The 19,266-nt window shown below is 49.6% G+C and carries 18 protein-coding genes; 11 read left to right on the top strand and 7 right to left on the bottom strand.

Features of this window, described 5'->3' with window-relative positions:
• Positions 1–3: 3 nt before the first annotated feature.
• On the bottom strand, positions 4–762 hold the full coding sequence (locus tag FTU86_RS05175; protein WP_104489319.1) for a biotin--[acetyl-CoA-carboxylase] ligase: 759 nt from the start codon (positions 760–762) through the stop codon (positions 4–6).
• Between the two features lie 29 nt (positions 763–791).
• Between FTU86_RS05175 and FTU86_RS05170 the strand changes: the two genes are divergently transcribed.
• From FTU86_RS05170 to bioD, 11 genes are all read left to right on the top strand, one after another.
• Positions 792–1,601: a sulfite exporter TauE/SafE family protein gene (locus FTU86_RS05170; RefSeq protein ID WP_180048257.1), complete on the top strand. Its 810-nt coding sequence runs from the start codon at positions 792–794 to the stop codon at positions 1,599–1,601.
• Between the two features lie 148 nt (positions 1,602–1,749).
• A complete protein-coding gene (locus tag FTU86_RS05165; protein ID WP_016659857.1) occupies positions 1,750–2,445 on the top strand; it encodes a GntR family transcriptional regulator in 696 nt (231 codons plus the stop codon).
• Between the two features lie 10 nt (positions 2,446–2,455).
• Positions 2,456–5,908, top strand: a complete 3,453-nt coding sequence (gene smc / locus FTU86_RS05160) for a chromosome segregation protein SMC (RefSeq protein ID WP_180048258.1) — start codon at positions 2,456–2,458, stop codon at positions 5,906–5,908.
• A gap of 1 nt (position 5,909) precedes the next feature.
• A complete protein-coding gene (locus FTU86_RS05155) occupies positions 5,910–6,995 on the top strand; it encodes a cell division protein ZipA C-terminal FtsZ-binding domain-containing protein (RefSeq protein ID WP_180048259.1) in 1,086 nt (361 codons plus the stop codon).
• Positions 6,996–7,088: 93 nt separating this feature from the next.
• Complete coding sequence (ligA, locus tag FTU86_RS05150) at positions 7,089–9,128, top strand: NAD-dependent DNA ligase LigA (protein WP_104495122.1); 2,040 nt, start codon at positions 7,089–7,091, stop codon at positions 9,126–9,128.
• 346 nt (positions 9,129–9,474) lie between these two features.
• On the top strand, positions 9,475–9,939 hold the full coding sequence (bfr, locus tag FTU86_RS05145) for a bacterioferritin (protein ID WP_005175934.1): 465 nt from the start codon (positions 9,475–9,477) through the stop codon (positions 9,937–9,939).
• A 124-nt stretch (positions 9,940–10,063) separates the two neighbouring features.
• Positions 10,064–10,783 carry an alpha/beta fold hydrolase gene (locus FTU86_RS05140; protein WP_016659861.1) on the top strand — a complete coding sequence of 240 codons (720 nt, stop codon included), beginning with the start codon at positions 10,064–10,066 and terminating at the stop codon, positions 10,781–10,783.
• Positions 10,784–10,880: 97 nt separating this feature from the next.
• Positions 10,881–12,164: an adenosylmethionine--8-amino-7-oxononanoate transaminase gene (gene bioA, locus FTU86_RS05135; RefSeq protein WP_016659862.1), complete on the top strand. Its 1,284-nt coding sequence runs from the start codon at positions 10,881–10,883 to the stop codon at positions 12,162–12,164.
• Complete coding sequence (locus FTU86_RS05130; RefSeq protein WP_160241557.1) at positions 12,161–13,315, top strand: 8-amino-7-oxononanoate synthase; 1,155 nt, start codon at positions 12,161–12,163, stop codon at positions 13,313–13,315. The genes bioA and FTU86_RS05130 overlap by 4 nt, the downstream gene beginning before the upstream one ends.
• The gene (gene bioC / locus FTU86_RS05125; RefSeq protein WP_228278819.1) at positions 13,297–14,100 is read left to right on the top strand and encodes a malonyl-ACP O-methyltransferase BioC; all 804 of its coding nucleotides are present in this window, start codon (positions 13,297–13,299) and stop codon (positions 14,098–14,100) included. The genes FTU86_RS05130 and bioC overlap by 19 nt, the downstream gene beginning before the upstream one ends.
• Positions 14,100–14,741 carry a dethiobiotin synthase gene (gene bioD, locus FTU86_RS05120; RefSeq protein WP_160241556.1) on the top strand — a complete coding sequence of 214 codons (642 nt, stop codon included), beginning with the start codon at positions 14,100–14,102 and terminating at the stop codon, positions 14,739–14,741. Before bioC ends, bioD begins: the two co-directional genes overlap by 1 nt.
• A 49-nt stretch (positions 14,742–14,790) precedes the next feature.
• Here the strand turns inward: bioD and rluB are convergent, their stop codons facing one another.
• From rluB to FTU86_RS05090, 6 genes are all read right to left on the bottom strand, one after another.
• On the bottom strand, positions 14,791–15,831 hold the full coding sequence (rluB, locus tag FTU86_RS05115) for a 23S rRNA pseudouridine(2605) synthase RluB (RefSeq protein WP_005175954.1): 1,041 nt from the start codon (positions 15,829–15,831) through the stop codon (positions 14,791–14,793).
• Between the two features lie 41 nt (positions 15,832–15,872).
• Positions 15,873–16,439, bottom strand: coding sequence for an SMC-Scp complex subunit ScpB (gene scpB, locus FTU86_RS05110; protein WP_373683643.1), 567 nt, complete (start codon positions 16,437–16,439; stop codon positions 15,873–15,875).
• Between the two features lie 20 nt (positions 16,440–16,459).
• Positions 16,460–17,254 carry a ScpA family protein gene (locus FTU86_RS05105; protein ID WP_016659867.1) on the bottom strand — a complete coding sequence of 265 codons (795 nt, stop codon included), beginning with the start codon at positions 17,252–17,254 and terminating at the stop codon, positions 16,460–16,462.
• A 268-nt stretch (positions 17,255–17,522) separates the two neighbouring features.
• The gene (locus FTU86_RS05100; protein ID WP_160241554.1) at positions 17,523–17,804 is read right to left on the bottom strand and encodes a hypothetical protein; all 282 of its coding nucleotides are present in this window, start codon (positions 17,802–17,804) and stop codon (positions 17,523–17,525) included.
• A gap of 32 nt (positions 17,805–17,836) precedes the next feature.
• The gene (locus tag FTU86_RS05095; protein ID WP_160241553.1) at positions 17,837–18,454 is read right to left on the bottom strand and encodes an L-threonylcarbamoyladenylate synthase; all 618 of its coding nucleotides are present in this window, start codon (positions 18,452–18,454) and stop codon (positions 17,837–17,839) included.
• A gap of 84 nt (positions 18,455–18,538) precedes the next feature.
• Complete coding sequence (locus tag FTU86_RS05090; RefSeq protein ID WP_160241552.1) at positions 18,539–19,201, bottom strand: elongation factor P hydroxylase; 663 nt, start codon at positions 19,199–19,201, stop codon at positions 18,539–18,541.
• Positions 19,202–19,266: the final 65 nt, after the last annotated feature.

Raw genomic sequence — 19,266 nt, 5'->3', positions numbered from 1 at the left:
CGCTCACTGTCCCGGCATCTGCGGGCGTAAACGGCCCTGATAAAACACTTCAACGCCAGAGGCGGTTTCAATCTGAATCGCACCATCATCCTGAATGCCTAAAAACAGCCCCTGGGCCACTCCGCCATGATGTTCAAATTCTACCGGCTGTTGCTGAAAAGCGGCATGATGATTAAAACGTGAGGCCAGTTGATAGCTGTTATGGTTAAACCATTCTTGCGCCTGCTGAATGGCCAGATACAGCTCGGCAATCAGCTGAATTCGGGAAATATCATTTAGGCCCAATTCGGCCAGGGAAGTGGCGTGCTGATCAATCTGCTCGGCCGGAATTGGCGCCAGATTAATCCCCACCCCGACAATGACCTGCTGGGTCGACAGGGGCTCAATCAGAATACCGCCCCATTTGCCTTGCGGGCTATATAAATCATTCGGCCACTTCACCTGCAGGTTCAGCTGGCGCAGGCTTGGCATCTGCAAAATATTTAAGGCAATTTCCAGGGCTAAACGGCCATCTACGGGTGTTCGTAAATTTAGCAATGTGCTTAAATAGACGTTTCCTTCTGGGGACACCCATTGCCGTTGGCGTTGTCCTCTGCCTTGTGTTTGTCGGGCGCTACAGACCAGAACGCTCTGTATTCCTTTTTGAGCAATCTCGCGTACATCATCATTGGTTGATGTAGTCACAGGTTTTAAAATGAGGACTTCAGGAAGCTGTCCGGCTTCGCTGAGCTGTTGTTGTAACTGTCGAGTCTCTACATCCATATGAATCTGAGAATAGTGGAATATAATTTATGGAGTTAATCATATATTTACTGATTGGCGCAATTGCCGGATTTGCTGCAGGTCTGTTCGGGGTGGGCGGTGGCTTAATTATTGTGCCAATTTTGTACATTGTATTTACCCAGCTGAATTATGATCCTAGCGTGATTATGCATATGGCGGTCGGGACTTCACTGGCGACCATTATCGTAACTTCCATCAGTTCGGTCATGGCGCACCATAAAAAAGGTGCGGTGATGTGGAATGTGTTTCGCAATTTGGCACCCGGCCTAATTCTGGGTGCATTTTTTGGCGCCGGGATTGCCGATTTAATGTCGGGGCAGGGCTTGCAGCTGGTAATCGGGTTCTTTGCGGTGTGGGTGGCCTATCGCATGTTCCGCGGTTCAAATACCCCGGTTGATCCTTCACGTCAGTTGCCTTCAACCGGTGCGCAAATGCTGGCCGGTGGCGGAATTGGGATTGCCTCGGCCATTTTCGGGATTGGCGGCGGCAGCTTAACCGTACCGTTCCTGAACCGTTGTGGTGTGGTGATGCAAAAAGCAGTTGCCACTTCGGCGGCCTGCGGTTTGCCGATTGCTATTGCTGGTGCATTAGGTTTTGTCTGGTTTGGCCAGCAGTCTGAGGTGAGCGTGCCGAATACCTGGGGCTATGTACATTTATATGCCTTTATTGGCATTAGCGTGATGAGCTTTATTACCGCCAAGCTTGGCGCAAAAGTTGCACATATTTTGTCACCGGCCATGCTAAAAAAATGTTTTTCAGGTTTGTTGACCACCGTCGGTCTGTATTTTATTTACCAGGGCTTTAGCGCTTATTTTTAAGCGCTTGATGGTGTGGTTGAAAATTGGCTATAGCGACAGAAAATTGTCGGACAATGTCATGGAAATTTGGTCGCTAAGCCAGTAAAAAAGACAATAAGAAAGACCCGCTGCAACTGCGCGCATGGTATAAAAATAACACAGGAACAGTATGCAACAACAAGAAACAGACAGTCTATCTGAACAGATTGCAAAACATATCGGCGAGCAGATTATTAGTGGCGAGCTGGTAGAGGGCGAGCGCATTCAGGAACTGCGTATTGCCAAAGAGCTGGATGTCAGTCGCGGTTCGGTGCGTGAGGCACTGCTGCTGTTGGAACGCACCCATCTGATTGAAATTTTTCCGCGGCGCGGCGCGATTGTGTCGGAAATGTCGGCCCAGCAGGTGCGTGCCCTGTTTGATACCTGCAGTCTGCTGCTGGGGCAGATTGTACAGCGCATTGCGGAAACCTGGCGTCATCATGAAATTGAACAGCTGCAAAAGCTGATGGAGCAGATTGAGGCCGAATACCGGCAGGGCCATACCGAAAAATTTTATGACCTGATTTTCCAGACTCTGGCCCGGCAGCAGGATATGGTGGCCAATCTGTATCTGATGAAATTTTATCAAGAGTTGCTGCCGTCGTTACGGCGCAGCTATTTTTTAACCCTGAATACGTCACGTCGGGAGTTACAGGAATCGTTTGATCTATTTAAACTGGTAATTGATGCAATTTTAATCCGAAAATCACAACAAGCCTCTTTATTTATGGATGATTTTTGTCGACACTTGCGCAATCTGGTGTTGGAATCTCTGACCCGTATGAAACAAATTGAACTGGCCTGGGCACGCCGCTCACGCCGTTGATCGGGACATTATGCGTTTAAGCAGCTTAAAACTTTCCGGCTTTAAATCTTTTGCCGATAGTACCACCTTACATTTTAAAGCCAACCGGACGGCCGTGGTCGGCCCCAATGGCTGTGGCAAGTCCAATGTGATTGATGCCATTCGCTGGGTCATGGGTGAATCCAGCGCGCGTCAGCTGCGTGGCGGCAGCATGCAGGATGTGATTTTTACCGGGACCGCCAAACGTAAACCGGTGGGCATGGCCAGTGTCGAACTGCGCTTTGACAATACCTATGGCAAGCTGGGTGGCGCGTATAACGCCTATACCGAACTGGCGGTGCGTCGTCAGGTCAACCGCGATGGCAAGTCGGAATATTTTTTAAATGGCACCAAATGCCGGCGCCGTGATATTACCGATATTTTCCTTGGCACCGGTCTGGGGCCGCGCTCCTATGCCATTATCGAACAGGGCATGATTAACCGTCTGGTCGATGCCAAACCGGAAGAGATGCGGGTATTTATTGAAGAAGCGGCCGGCGTGTCACGTTATCAGGCCCGTCGCCGTGAAACCATGCTGCATCTGGACCATACCAGCCAGAATTTATCGCGGCTGGAAGATATTGCCAGTGAACTGAAAGGCCAGCTCAAAACCCTAAAACGCCAGTCGGAAACTGCGCTGCAGTATAAGACTTTAGAAAGCCAGATTCGCAGCATCAAAATTGAAATTTTATCGTTCCAGTGCGAGCAGAGCAGCCGTTTGCAGCAGGAATATACTGTGCAGATGACCGAACTGGGCGAACAGTTCAAGCTGACCCGTTCCGAGCTAAGCACGCTGGAACATGATTTGGGCAATACCAGTGAGCTGTTCCAGCGTCTGATTCAGCAGTCGACACCATTACAGAATGAATGGCAGCAGGCTGAAAAGAAACTGGCTGAGCTGAAAATGACTCTGGAGCAGAAACAGTCGCTGGTCCAGCAAAACAGCAGTACGCTGGCTCAGTTGCAGGAACAGAAAGCCCAGACCAAAGAACGTCTGCAGCTGATTGATCTGCAGCTAGAAACAGTACTCAGCCAGCAGGAACAGTATACCGAGCAGCTGCAACAGGCCGAGCAAAGCACGCAAGAGCAGGCACAGGCTGTGCAGCAGCTCAAAGCCCAGCAGCAACAGGTGCAGCAGCAGTTTGAGCAGATTAAGGCGCAGGTGGAAAAACAGCAGCAGCAAAAACTGCAAATGCTGGCCCAGAGCGAACAGTTGCTAAAAAATATCAGCCGGATTGAACAGCAAAAAGACACCTTGCAGCAGCAGAGCAGCTCGCTGCAAAGTCAGGCCCAGCAAGATGAAGTCGAGCAGCTGAACCAGGACAAAGCCCAGTTAAGCCAGCAGCTGGCCGAACTGGAGCAGCAGATTCAGGTGCAACAACAGCAGTTGCAACAGGCGCACAGCCTGCTGAATCAGCATAAAAATAGCAGTACTGAGCTGAAATCGGAAATTCAGGTGCTCCAGGCCGAGCAGAAAAACCTGAATCAGCTACTGATTAAAAACAGCCCCAAACAGCAGTTACAGCACACCGCCTTAATGCAGGTGCTAACCCTGAACGATGCTGCCAAACCGCATGCGGCATTAATTGAGAAGTTTCTGGCCAAATGGCTGAATGCGCAAATGCTTGATGCAGATGACAACTTTCAGGACAGTCTGGCACGCCAGTTAAAACCTGCTGCCCAGCACGCACCGATTCAGCTGGCAAATTTAAGCTGTCTGGCGGACTGGATTGAATCGCCATCTTCTTCTTTATGGCAACAGGTGGCACTGGCTGAGGATTTGGCGCAGGCATTGCAATTACAGCCCAAGTTACAGGCCGGGCAGAGCATTCTAACCCTAGATGGCTATCAGGTCGGGCCGGACTGGGTCATTGGTTTACTGTTTGATGAAGCCTCACAATCGGCGCAAGGCGCTTTAAGCCATCGCATCCGTCTGGAAGAGATTGATGGGCTACTGAGCCAGAAACAGGCCGAGTTACAGCAGGCCGAACAGGACTTTAACATCAGCCAACAGCAGTGCCAGCAGCTGCAGCAACAGCTTCATGAACAACAGGCGCAGCTGAAACAGCAGCAGCAGGCATTGCAGGCACTGGATCTGCAGATTGCCAAAATCCAGAGCGCCGCGCAGGCCTTTGCCGTGCAGAAGCAGCAATTACAGCATCAGCTGCAGCAACTGGAGGAGCAGCTGGAAGAAGATGCCATGCAAAAAGATGATCTGGAAATTGATCTGCATGCGCTGAGTCTCAAGTTGGAACAGGCGCTGCCAAACTATAAAACCCTGCAATTCCAGCTGGAAGAATTAACGGCACAACTGGAGCAGGCGCAGCAGCTATATCAGCAACAGCAACAGGAACTGGAACTGTTAAGACGCCAGTCGGTGCAGGCCACACAGCAGCTGGAATTGCTGGAAAAAGATGGTGGTTTTTTAAAGACCCAGCATCAGCAGATTGCAGCACAAATGGAGCAGGCGAAAAAGTTTGTCGATCCGGTGCAGCTGGAATTGCCGGCACTAGCCAGCCAGTTTGCCGAGCAGCAGCAGCAGACGGAAAAACTGCAACAGACCTGGAATGAATGGCAGCTGGAACTGAACCAGATTCAGAGCAAACAGCAGCAGCTGACCGAGCAGCGCCATCAACAGCAGCAGCAGGATGAAAAACTGCGTAGCCAGCTGGAAGAAAAACGTCTGGCTTGGCAAGCGGCCAAATCTGACTTGCAGCATTATTCCGAACAGCTGAAAGCCTTAAACAGCGAGCTGATTCCGGGGCTGAACATTGATGTAACGGCCCATCAGCAGCAGCTAGAAAAAGCCCAGGCGCAGTTTGATAAATTGGGTGCGGTGAATCTGGCGGCTTCAGAAGAATATGAAGAAGTTTCAGCCCGTTATGCCGAACTGAGCCATCAGATTGAAGATCTGGAAAAAACCGTGGCCCAGTTACAGGCGGCCATGAAAAGTATTGATCAGGAAACGCGCAAGCTGTTTATGACCACCTTTGACCAGATTAATACCGAACTGCAGGCGCTGTTTCCCAAAGTGTTTAATGGTGGTGAAGCCAGTTTAAGTCTTGAAGATGACTGGCAATCGGGTGTAAAACTAATGGCAAGACCACCGGGTAAACGCAACAGCTCACTGGCGCTGTTGTCGGGTGGAGAAAAAGCACTGACCGCACTGGCACTGGTCTTTGCCATTTTCCGTTTAAATCCGGCACCGTTTTGTGTGCTGGATGAAGTCGATGCACCGCTGGATGATGCCAATGTCGGACGTTTCTGTAACCTGGTCCAGGAACTGTCCGAACAGGTGCAATTTATATATATCACACATAACAAGCTGGCAATGACGATGGCAACCGATTTATTAGGTGTTACTATGCCTGAACCGGGAACATCAAAATTAGTCAGCGTAAATCTAGAAGATGCTACAGAATACGGTCTAGTCGCGGAGGCATAACATGGAAATCACCACAATCATTGGGATTATTATCGCGCTCATTATTATGGGTTTCGGTTTAAGAATGATCCTGAAAAAACCGGCCGATGCAGCACCTTCGCTGGACTCCGAGCTGCAGGTCAATGCCGATAGCCAGCAGCCGATCATTCCGCGTCATGTCCGTCATCAGTTGCAGACTGAACCGGCCCAGCGCGTAGAACCGACTTTGGGCGATGCTGATCTTGCTGCCGCCGAGCCAAACAGCAAAATTGAGCCACAGGCCATGACTGAAACGCAGCTGACTGAGCCGAGCGAAACAGCGCAGGTGAAAACCGAAGCACAGGCCGCGACATCTGTAGATGCTGAACCTGCAGCCAAGACTGAGGTAGAAGCAAAGGCAGAAAATCTGGCAGAACAGGCCTCAACCGAAACTGCCCAAACTGAATCCGCTGCAGCTGCCGCGACTGCTGTAGCCCATGCTGCTGAATCTGCACCTGAATCAGCATTGACTGAACAGACTCAAGCTGTGGTAGATACCGAAAAAGCGGAAACTGTGCCAGCTGAATTTAGCCTCAACAGCCAGATTGAAAAAGCCGATATTCGTGAATTTGAAGAAGAAAGCAGTATTCTGGATGCGCATCTGCATGAACAGCAACTGGTAGATGATGAAAGCGCTTTGGCCACTGCAGAATCATTTATTGCCCTGAATATTTTCCCGGAACGCCGGATTTTATCAGGGGAGAAAACCCTGAAAGTGCTGCTTAAATATGGTCTGCGCTTTGGTGAAATGTCCTGCTTCCACCGTTATAACGAAGATGGTTCCAAACTGCTGTTCTCAGTGCTGCAAATTACCGACAACGGCGCCGACGGTTTTGATCTGGAAACCCTGTCGAATGAACAGGTCAAAGGTCTGGCCTTTTTCTTGGCCCTGCCACATAGCGATGTGCAAAATGCCTTTGATACCATGATCAGCATTTCCGGTCTGATTGCCCGTGAAATTGATGGCACCGTGTATGACCAGAACCATCTGGAATTAACCCCGCAATTACGCGAACACTGGCGTCATCAGGCGATTGATTATCGCGCAGGTCAGGCTTCGCTGGCATAACTGAATTGAAACCACAGCCTCCGGTTTCTATAATACGGCCAAGCGACAAAATTTTTTAAGGGCGGGATCACCGCCCTTTTTTATGGTGAACGTATGACTCAACATGCAGATGTGGTGGCGCAAATGCGCCAATTGATCCAGATTTTAGCCCAGCATAATCATGCCTATTATGTCTTGGATCAGCCTGTTATTGCAGACAGTGAGTATGATCAGCTGTTTCATCAACTTAAAGCCTTAGAACAACAATATCCCGATCTGATTCAGGCCGATACCCCAACCAATAAAGTCGGTGGACAGCCTTTAAGCAAATTTGAAAGCGTCACCCATGCGGTACCAATGCTGTCTCTGGGCAACGTATTTAACCAGGATGAACTGTTTGCCTTTGCCCGCCGCGCCGAAGAGCGTTTACCCAACCAGACCATTCAATATGATGTCGAGCTGAAATTTGATGGGCTGGCGATTTCCTTGTGGTATGCCAATGGCGTGCTGGTGCGCGGCGTGACCCGCGGCGATGGCGAAACCGGTGAAGATATTACTCACAATGTTAAAACCATTCGCAACCTGCCGAAAATCTTATCTTCAGCGGAGTACAGTATTCCGGAGTTTCTGGAAGTGCGCGGTGAAGTGCTGATGCCCAAATCGGGTTTTGAAAAACTCAATGCCGCTAATCTGGCCAAAGGCGAAAAGACCTTTGCCAATCCGCGTAATGCTGCGGCCGGCAGCTTGCGCCAGCTGGATCCGAAAATTGCGGCCTCACGTCCACTGGCGTTTTATGCCTATGGCATTGCCCAGTGCGTGCCGCATCATGGCCTGAACACCATGTCCGAAAGCCTGGACTGGTTACATCAGCTTGGTTTTGCTGTGGGTGAGCGTCATTTTGTTTGTGACAGCATTCAGGCCGTGCAAGAAGTCTATGAGCAGATCAATCAGGAACGCTCGCAGCTGAGTGTTGAAATTGACGGCATGGTAATTAAAGTCAATGACCTGAAACAGCAGCAGCAGCTTGGCTTTTTAAGCCGCGAACCGCGCTGGGCCACTGCTTATAAATTCCCGGCAGTCGCCGCGCTGACAACAGTTGAAAATATTCATTGGCAGGTGGGCCGTACCGGTACTTTGACCCCGGTGGCACGCCTGAATCCGGTGGCAGTGGGTGGGGTGACGGTATCTAATGTCACCTTGCACAATATTGGTGAAATCCATCGTCTAGATGTGCGGATTGGCGATACGGTCAGTGTCTATCGCAGCGGTGATGTGATTCCGAAAGTTGAAAAAGTCTGGCCGGAATTTCGTCCGGCGGAGGCTGAAACCGTACAGCTACCTGCCTGCTGTCCGGTGTGTGATTCGCCGGTGGTGATGCCGGAAGGCGAAGCGTTGGCACGCTGTTCCGGTGGTCTGTACTGTGCAGCGCAGCGGATTGAGGCCATCCGTCACTTTGTTTCGCGTAAGGCCATGGATATTGAAGGTCTGGGTGATCGCTGGGTAGAATCATTACTGCATCTGAATCTGCTCAAGGATGTTTCGGACATTTACCATCTGCATGAACATCGTGAGGCCTTGCTCAAGATTGAAAAAATGGGCGAAAAGTCGGTACAAAACCTGCTCGATGCAATTGAACGCAGTAAAAAAACCACGCTGGGCGCTTTTATTTATGCCTTGGGGATTCGTGGTGTCGGCGAAACCACCGCGCGGATGCTGGCCAATACCTTCCAGACGCTGGATGCCTTACGTGTTGCCAATCTGGAGGCACTCAAGAAAACTCCAGATGTTGGTGATATTACCGCAGAATGGATTCTGGACTTTTTCCAGGCACCGCATAACCTGGAAGTGCTGGACCGTTTACTGGCGGCCGGTATTCACTGGGATGCACCGCTGGCGCCGACCCGTCAGCCGTTAAATGGTGAAAGCTGGGTCATTACCGGTACTTTAAGCAAAATGGGCCGTGATGAAGCCACTCAAATGCTACAGGCGCTCGGCGCCCGGGTAAGTGGCAGTGTCTCCAGTAAAACCAAGTGTCTGGTGGCGGGTGAAAAAGCCGGTTCCAAACTGGAGAAGGCGGAGAAACTTGGTATTCCGGTCATGAATGAAGATCAGTTTCTGAGCCTGATGGCTGAATATGGCCAGACCCAGGGCTAACAGAACAGCAGGCAACCGCTCTCTAGATTGAGTGGTTGCTGCCTGAATCTGGTGATAGGTCAAAACAGAGAAAGCACAGCAGTAAAATCGTAAAAACCGCAGAAATAAGAACCGTTTTTGATAGTTACAAAATTCTAAATTTGCCGCTTTGTGTGTTTGGGTTGCAGAAAAATCAGACAAATGTGCGCAAGCAATTCTTTTTTATGTGGAAAAGTTTGAATCCAGAACTGTAAATGCACATGCTTCTCATTTTAATTATATAAAAATCATATATTTACACAAATTATCTTTTGCAACTTGGCTTGGCTTTCGCCATAATGAGCGTATTCGTAAGGGAGTAATGAAAATGCGTGGCAATCCAGAAGTCGTAGACTATTTAAATATGTTGATCGGTGGCGAACTGGCTGCTCGTGATCAATACCTGATTCACTCGCGTATGTATGAAGATTGGGGCCTGAGCAAGATTTATGAACGCATCGACCATGAGATGCAGGAAGAATCACAACATGCCGATGCCTTGATTCGCCGGGTTCTGTTCCTTGAAGGCACTCCGAATATGCAACGTGATGATATTGACGTTGGTACCGACGTGCTGTCCTGCTTAAAAGCCGATTTAAAGCTAGAGTATGAGGTACGTGAAAAACTGGCCCAAGGTGTTAAGCTGGCAGAAGACAAGGGCGATTACATCACCCGTGACATGCTGCGTCAGCAAATGTCAGATACCGAAGAAGACCATACTTACTGGCTGGAAAAACAGTTGCGTTTAATTGAACTCATTGGTTTGCAGAACTACATTCAATCGCAAATGTAAGCCCAACCCAACATTGACCCGGCACTGGCCGGGTTTTTTTATGGCCAAGATTTGGCGATTTTGATGCAGTGCAGGCGTCGCTATTTTTACTATACTGCGACTAGATGGAAACAAGGACAGCACAATGCAGCAGCGTATACTTTTGATCACCGGATGGGGCGGAGGAACCGGCCTGTTACAGCCTGTACAACATAGCCTAATGCAACACGGCATTCAGGTCGATGTCCTGAACATTTTTAATGCGGCGGATCCGGTACAGTTCCAGCAGCAGCTGGAACGGGCCAAAGGCTATAGCGTGCTGATGGGCTGGTCTCTGGGTGGGCAGCTGGCAACCTTACTGGCCGATGCACTGGCGCAATCCGGACAGGCGCCGCAAGCGCTCATTACTTTGGCTTCGAATCCGTGTTTTGTTGCGCAAGACGCGTGGCCCCACGGGATGGTTCCCGAGACTTTTCAGCAGTTTAAACAGGGCTTTGCCAAAGATGCGGCCGCGACCTTAAAACGTTTTGGTTATCTGGTCTGTCAGGGTAGTGCCCAGAGCCGGCAGGATTTACAGAAATTACAAAGTTTAATCCAGCCGCAATCTCTAACCTTGTTAAAACAGGGATTAGCTTTGCTGGAACAGCTTAATCTGGTGACCATCTTAAAAAATTATCCGGCTCCACAATATCATTTGCTGGCACATGAAGATCAGCTGGTTCCTTGCCAAGTTGCAGAAGATTTACAGAATTTAGCTGCAACAAATCTTCAGGTGGAAGTGATTTCTGGCTCGCATGGCATCCCGTTGTTTGAAACAGATGTGGTTACACAGAAAATTATTGACTATTTAAAGCAACTCTCCTGACCCTTCAGCGGAAATGATAATTCCCGCAATTTCTTTTTCTGTGTGGCGGGAGTAAGATCGAGCTCATGTAGATTTTAAACCAGACAGGGAGTCCGGGATGACCGATTTATTTGACCAGCAACATCTTTGGCATCCTTATACTTCCATGACCCAGCCGCTGCCGACCTTCAAGGTAAAGCGGGCTTATGGTGCGACCATTGAACTCGCAGATGGCCGCTGTCTGATTGATGGCATGTCATCGTGGTGGTGTGCTATTCATGGCTATAACCATCCTGAACTGAATCAGGCCGTGACCGACCAGTTACAGCAGATGTCGCATATCATGTTTGGCGGTCTGACCCATGATCCGGCCATTGAGCTGGGCAAATTACTGCTGCAAATTACTCCGCCGAGTCTGGATAAGATTTTCTATGCCGATTCCGGTTCCGTGGCGGTTGAAGTCGCGTTAAAAATGGCGGTGCAGTACTGGACTGCGCAAGGCCAGCCACAAAAAACCAATTTTATTACTCCACGTTCCGGCTACCATGGCGATACCTGGAATGCGATGTCGGTCTGCGATCCGGTCACTGGCATGCATCAGATTTTTGGTTCAAGTCTGCCGAATCGCTTATTTGTACAGGCACCACAAACCCGCTTTGATGAAGACTGGAACCCAGATGATATTGCCGATCTGGAGCAGGCTTTGGCCCAGCATCAGCATACACTGGCCGCACTGATTCTAGAGCCGATTGTACAGGGCGCGGGCGGTATGCGCTTTTATCATCCTGAATATTTGCGTCAGGCCAAGCGTTTATGCGAGCAGTATGGTCTGCTGCTGATTTTTGATGAAATTGCCACCGGCTTTGGTCGTACCGGCAAGTTATTTGCTTGGGAACATGCCGGAGTCGAGCCGGATATCATGTGTATTGGCAAAGGACTGACGGGTGGTTATATGACCCTGTCGGCAACTTTAACCAGCAAGCAGGTGGCAGACACCATCAGTCAGGGGGAAGCTGGCGTGTTTATGCATGGCCCAACTTTTATGGCCAATCCGCTGGCTTGTGCGGTGGCACTGAAAAGTACTCAAGTCTTGCTGGCACAGGACTGGCAGGCCAAGATTCAGCAGATTGAACAGCAATTGAAACAGGCTTTAACGCCACTGGCTCAGCTGAGCCATGTACAGGATGTGCGGGTGCTGGGCGCAATTGGGGTGGTTGAACTGACTACGCCAGTCGATATGCAAAGCCTGCAGCAGCAGTTTGTACAGCGGGGCATTTGGGTGAGGCCATTTGGCAAACTGGTTTATGTGATGCCGCCGTATGTGATTTCAGCAGATGAACTGCACTACTTGCTGACCCAGTTGACCGAGGTGGTCCGCCAGATGCAGGAGAATGCCGCATGAGTTTGCTCGACCATTATGCCCAGCAGCTGGAGCAGTTAAAAAGCACTGCCAATTTGCGTCAGTTTCAGTCCAATCTGCAACATGGCCGCACGATTCAGATTCACGGGCAGCGCATGCTGAATCTGTCCAGTAATGATTATCTGGGGCTGGCCAGCGATGTCAGCTTGCGTGAAGAATTTTTTGACTTAACCCCCGCAGCCGAGCGCCGTATGAGCGCCTCATCGTCGCGTTTGCTGACCGGGAACTTCCGGGAATATGAGCAGCTGGAAACGAGTCTGAGTCAGGCCTTTGGCCGTGCCGCCTTGCTGTTTAACAGTGGCTACCATATGAATATCGGGATTTTACCGGCACTGGCCGACAGTAAAACCCTGATTCTGGCCGACAAGCTGGTCCATGCTAGCATGATTGATGGTATCCGTTTATCTTCTGCCAAGGCGGTGCGCTACCGGCATAATGATCTGGCGCATCTGGCCCGGCTGCTGGAACAGTATCATGACGATGCGCAAATTGAACGGATTATAGTCGTGACCGAATCCATTTTTAGTATGGATGGTGATGAAACCGATCTGGCGGCACTGGTGCAGTTAAAGCAGCGTTATCCGAAAGTGATGCTGTATGTTGATGAAGCACATGCTATTGGTGTACGTGGAGAGCAGGGACTGGGCTGTGCGGAGCAGTATGCGGTGCTGGAGCAGGTTGATTTTCTGGTGGGGACCTTTGGTAAGGCCTTGGCCTCGGTCGGTGGATATCTGATTAGCCATCCGCTAATCCGTGACTATTTAATTAACCGCATGCGCCCGTTGATTTTCAGTACCGCGCAGCCACCGCTGAATATGGCCTGGACCCGGTTTATGTTCCAGAAGATGTTGCAGATGCAAGCTCAGCGCCAGCATTTACAGCAGATCAGCCAGGAATTAAAAGCGCAGGTTGAAGCCAAAGGCTATGCCTGTCCATCGACCTCGCAGATTGTGCCGGTAATTCTGGGCGAATCGGAAAAAGCCGTACAAAAGGCACAGCAGCTACAGCAGGCTGGGTTTTATATCATGCCGGTACGTCCGCCGACCGTACCGCAAAACAGTTCACGGCTGCGGATTTGCCTGACCGCGCAGATTCAGTCCAGTGAGCTGGCGCAATGCGTGGCGCTGTTATGATGGACAAGTCAGCGATGTCTGTAAATAAATCACAAGTGGCACGGCGTTTTGCCCAGGCGCATCACAGCTATTTGCAGCATGCGGTGATTCAGCAGCAGATTTGCCAGCAACTGGTTCGGCTGATGCAGTCACATCTAACCAGTCGAAAACTGGGACGGGTGTTTGAAATTGGCTGTGGTACGGGGGCTTTAACCCGTGCGCTGGAGCAGCACTTTCAGGTGCAGCAGTTGCTGCTCAATGATCTGTATCCGGAAGTCCAGCAGCAACTGTTTTCTACTTCCCGAACCGAATGGTGGATTGGCGATGCCGAGCAGATCGCTTTTCCAGAACAGCTGGATGTGCTGATCTCGAGTTCAGCCTTGCAATGGATGCAGAATCTGCAGCAGCTGTTTGCCAAAATCGCCCATGCTTTAAAGCCTTCGGGTTATTTATGTTTTTCTAGTTTTGGTCCGGACAATCTCAAGGAAATTAAAGCCCTGACCGGGCAGGGGCTGGATTATTTCAGCCTGCCGGAACTGCGCCGCTGTCTGGAGTCACAAGGCTTCGAAATTGTGTATTTGTCTGAAACTGTCAAAACCCTGGCTTTTGAACATCCTCGCCAGGTGTTGCAGCATTTAAAAGCCACCGGGGTCACGGGTACCGCTTCCGGGCACCGCTGGACCAAACACAGTTTGCAGCAGTTTTATCAGGCCTATCGGCAGTTTTCCCGGCTGAATGTGGCCGGCCAGCAGGAATATCTGCTCAGTTATCATCCGATTTATTGTATTGCACGGAGCACAGGCTAATGGCACAGATCTATTTTGTCAGTGGAATTGATACCGGAATTGGCAAAACCTATACCACCGGTTATCTGGCCAAGGTCTGGAGTGCTGAAGGACAGCGAACCATCACCCAAAAGCTGATTCAGACTGGCAATACTGATATTTCGGAAGATATCCAGCAACATCGGGAGATGATGGGCTGTGGCTGGTTGCCTGAAGATGACAGCAAACTGACCATGCCCGAAATTTTCACTTATCCGGCATCGCCGCATCTGGCCACCAAAATTGATGGCCGTGAGATTGATTTCAATAACATCCGCCAGGCGACAGAGCAACTGGCAGCGCGTTTTGATGTGGTACTACTGGAAGGCGCTGGTGGCCTGATGGTGCCGCTCACCACGGAAATGTTAACGATTGATTATATTGCCGAGCAGCACTATCCGGTGATTCTGGTCAGTTCAGGACGTCTGGGTAGCATTAACCATACCTTATTAAGTCTGGAAGCGTTGAAGGCACGAGGGCTATCGCTGTATGCGCTGGCCTATAACCTGCAAGATGAATCACAAGATCCGCTGATTTCTAAAGATACTGCTGAGTATTTAAAAACCTATTTGGCCCGGCATTTTCCAGAGGCAAAATGGATTGAGATTCCGGTTCTAGATTAAAACCGTGATAAAAAAAGCCACTCAATTGAGTGGCTTTTTGCTGGGCAGCTTAAAACTTTCTAAAGCTTTTGTTGCCAAATGGTTTGCGTGGCGCATGTTCATCACGCTCTTGACGGCCAAAGCTGTTGCCATTTGGGTTATCACGACGGGCAAAGTGTGTGCCATTCTGGTTTTCACGACGTTCGCGATTACCAAAGTTATCATCACGCGGGCCGCGGGTTGAAGACGTTGGCGCTGCTTCATTGTCACGGCGCTGCTGACGCAAGAAACCACCGCGACGTGCTGCCATCGGTTTTTCCTGCATACGTTCATTACGGCGTTTAGCCATACCGTACAGACCGGTTCCCTGACGTGGTTTCAGCTCAACCGCTTTGGTCAGGTTGTCGATGTCGTTCTTGTCCAGTTCCATCCAGCGGCCGGTACGCAGTTCACGTGGCAGAATTACGGTGCCATAACGGGTACGTAGCAGGCGGCTAACTTTTAAGCCCTGAGATTCGAAAATACGACGTACTTCGCGGTTACGACCTTCTTTTACCACCACCTGATACCAGCGGTTGATACCATCACCACCAATTTCAGAGAAGGATTCAAATTTGGCCGGGCCATCATCCAGTACCACGCCACGTAGCATGTTGTTACGGATTTGTGGTGTGACTTCACCCATTACACGGACCGCATATTCACGCTCAATTTCATTGGATGGGTGCATCAGGCGGTTTGCCAGTTCGCCATCATTGGTGAACAGTAACAGACCGGTCGAGTTGATATCCAGACGGCCGACCATCACCCAGCGATCATTGGCGATTGATGGTAAATGATCAAACACGGTCGGGCGTTGTTCCGGATCGTTACGTGAACAGATTTCACCTTCCGGTTTGTAGTAAATCAGCACACGGCGACGGATTTCATCTTCAATCTGGAAGCTGACTTTACGACCATCGATACGAAGCTCATCGCCTGGTTCAATACGCTCACCCACCTGGGCCACTTGGCCATTGACACTTACACGACCAGCGGCAATGACTTCTTCCATATAACGGCGAGAACCCAAACCAACGCGTGCCAGTACCTTTTGCAATTTTTCACTCATGACAGCATAACCTTAGAAATTATCATCAACAGTTCACCTATTCACGATCTCGGTGCCTGGGCATCGAGGTGCATGAAAGCTTCCTTGGCATCCTGCAGGGGAGGCAATTGACCGACAGAGGTCAGGCCAAATGCATTTAAAAATTGTGGCGTTGTGACTAACAACGCGGGTCTTCCAGGGAGTTCCCGGAAACCGGATTCCTTAATCCAGTTCCAGTCAAACAACGTTCTGAGAATCTGACTGTTGTTTGATACTCCGCGAATCTGTTCAATATCTGCTCGGGTCACCGGTTGATGGTAAGCAATCACAGCCAGTGTTTCGAGTAAAGACGGGGATAAACGGGTTGGTCGCTCCGGCCAGGCCTGTGCAATCAGGGGACGATATTTGGCCCGTACCTGAAAACGGAAACCTTGCGCAGTTTCAACCAGTTCAATAGACCGGCCATGTTGCAGCATGGCCAGTTGTTGTAAAAAGACTTTTAATTCTGCCTTGCTATAACGTGCCTGAAATGCTTCTTTCAGACGTGCCAGCGATACCGGTGCATCACTGGCAAAAATAATGGCTTCTAGCTGCATCAGCACTTCATGATGCTGTTCATCACTGGACATGTTAAGGGTTTGCTCTGACATTAGGCCTGTGCTCCCTGAATGGCCAGCGGTGCTTCGACACCACTGGCAACAATTGCCACTTTTTGCTGACGGGTCAGTTCCAGAATCGCCATAAAGGTCACGACCATGCCCATACGGCCCTGGCTCGGCTTGAGCAGCTCGGCAAACGCTAGCACTTCACCGCTTTGCAGCTTTGCTTCAATATAGGCAATCCGTTCTTCCAGTAACACCGGTTCCTGCTGAATCTGGTGAATCACCGGTTCAGGGCGATTAAATACACAAAATAGCGCATCACGTAACAGGCTGGCCTCATGGCCCTCATTACTATACGCCACTTGGCCCAGGCTGACATGGGTATTAAAGGTATCACGCTCTAACACCGGCATTTGCCCCAGACGTTCAGCCGCCTGTTTAATACGTAAATAATTTTCCAGCCGGTCAATCAGTTCCTGCTTCGGATCTTTTTCCAGCTCGCTGATGGCTTTGGGTTTCGGCAGCAGCAAACGCGATTTTAAATCGGCCAGCAGGGCAGCCATCACCATATAATCTGCGGTCAGCTCAATATTCAGGGATTTCATCGCATCCATATAAGCCAAATACTGAGAGGCAATCGGTGCGATATCAACCTGTAGCAGGTCAAAGCCGTTTTTTTGAATCAGGTAAATCAGAAAGTCGAGCGGGCCTTCGAAATGCTCTAACAGAATTTCAAATGCTGCAGGAGGAATATATAAATCCTCAGGAATCGTCTCTTGCCACTCATCCAAAACGCGGATGTGCGGGACTTGGTCCATAGCAGGATGCACAGATTGATTCATTACAGTTTTAGGCCACGCGAATTTTCAAAGGCATGAAAAGAGCTTTACATTCGATCTCACATCGAAAAGAAAGCATGGGGTTAATTGCGCGTAGTTTAATGGAAATTGACCATGAAATAAATTACCCAAATGACTAAAAGCGAAAAAAAGCAAAAGTAGATGGCAATTCTGCAGCGAAAAAGCAGGAAAAATCACGTTCAATACAGTAGAAGATATGGCCTAAAAGCGCATACAGATAAGGGTTTTAGCAAGAAAAACTCACCTCAGATCAAACACGTGATAAAGCGGACTGCTCAAGCTGTTCCAGCAGTTGCTGACACATTTCACGGCTGCACAGGTTCTGGTGGCCTAATCTTAAGGACAGGATATAGGCCTCTTCAACACTCGACAGCAGATGATACACCTGCTGTCCGATAGAGAGCACGGCAGCCGGGTTGGGTATTGCATCCAGCAGTAGAACCTCAGCTTCCAGAGACCAGGGCTGAGTCGCATAGATTAGCTGGCTTTTTGGAAACTCGCGCAGATTCAGCAACAGATAAAATAAATCCATACCGTTTCCTCCTGAGGTGGCGCTGAGCGCCGTTATTCAAACGAACTCACATCACCAATACCACGACGGATAATTTCCGGCTGATCACCAGATAAATCGACAATACTGGTGGTGGTTAAAGTCCCCAGGCCACTATCAATAAATACATCAATACGTTTACCAAGCTGCATTTCAATATCATAAGGATCATCCAGTGGATCATCCTGCCCCGGTAAAATCAGGGTGGAGGTCAAGAGCGGTTCATCCAGCTCTTTCAGTAACATTTGGCAAACCGGATTGCTCGGAATACGCAGGCCAATGGTTTTCTTTTTCGGGTGCATCAGACGGCGCGGCACTTCACTGGTGGCCGGTAAAATAAAAGTGGTTACTGCCGGGGTATTGTTTTTTAGCAGGCGATACATGGCATTATCGACCTTGGCATAAGTGGCAATATCGGACAGGTCACAACATAAAATTGCATATTGATGTTTAGGGCTAAGACCACGAATCTGGGCAATCCGTTCCATGGCTGCTTTATTCCCGATCTGGCAGCCAATGGCATAGGCTGCATCGGTAGGATAGACCACCACATCGCCGGCACGAATCCGTTCTACTGCCTGGCTAATTAAACGGGGCTGAGGATTTTCAGGATGAACTCTTAAATGCAGCATATTCTTTTCTCCTGATCTGATGATGATTCGCTTTTCAGACCATTGTACAAAGCTCTGTGTATCCAGAGCGTTGATTTATGTAATTTAATCAAGCATTTCTCTTGCAAATTCATCGCTATGTAAGCTTTTGCCATGCCGGGTACATAAACAGATACAGTCAATAAAGCGTTTGGCATCGCGTGGCAGTTTGGCTTCACCACGAAAATAACGCTGCACCTGGGCATAGACATTGTCTTTAAAGCAGGCACCATCGCCGCCTTCACCGGTCAGGTTATCTAAAGAAACCTGGAATTTGCGTCCAAATGCAGTGGCAAACATCCATTCAATGGCTTGCGGCTTGATTTCGACCTGCTCAAACAGGGCCTGCTGCTCAGCCGTGCGACCATCCGGGGCATACCAGTAGCCTAAATCGGGCTGTTTACGGCGTTCCTCACCGGCAATGGTCCAGTGACTGATTTCATGCAGGGCACTGTTAAAGAAACCATGCGCAAACTGGATGCGGGCAGGGGTGTCTGCGGTGGCGGGAAAATACTCCGGTTCAAAATCACCACGCACCAGGTTGACATTGTGGTGGGAAAACCAGTGATTAAAGTGTAAGATGAGCCAATCGACGTATTCTGATTCTGTCGATAATTTCAACCAGTCCGAGAGTTGCACTTGGTCAGGTGAAATGTCAGAATCGAGCGTTGAAAGTGTGCTAACGAGTGATGAAACATTCACTTCTGTTTGCGGCTGCAACAGATGCATGACTTAATTTACCCAATTGGTCTGTCTAAATAAGTACAAAATTGTATCTTAATCTTTGACAGAGT

Origin of the sequence: Acinetobacter sp. YH12155 (genome assembly GCF_013418255.1) — a bacterium.
GTDB lineage: Bacteria > Pseudomonadota > Gammaproteobacteria > Pseudomonadales > Moraxellaceae > Acinetobacter > Acinetobacter indicus.
The sequence above is the reverse complement of the archived record's forward strand: the minus strand, read 5'-3'. Positions and strand labels throughout refer to the sequence as shown.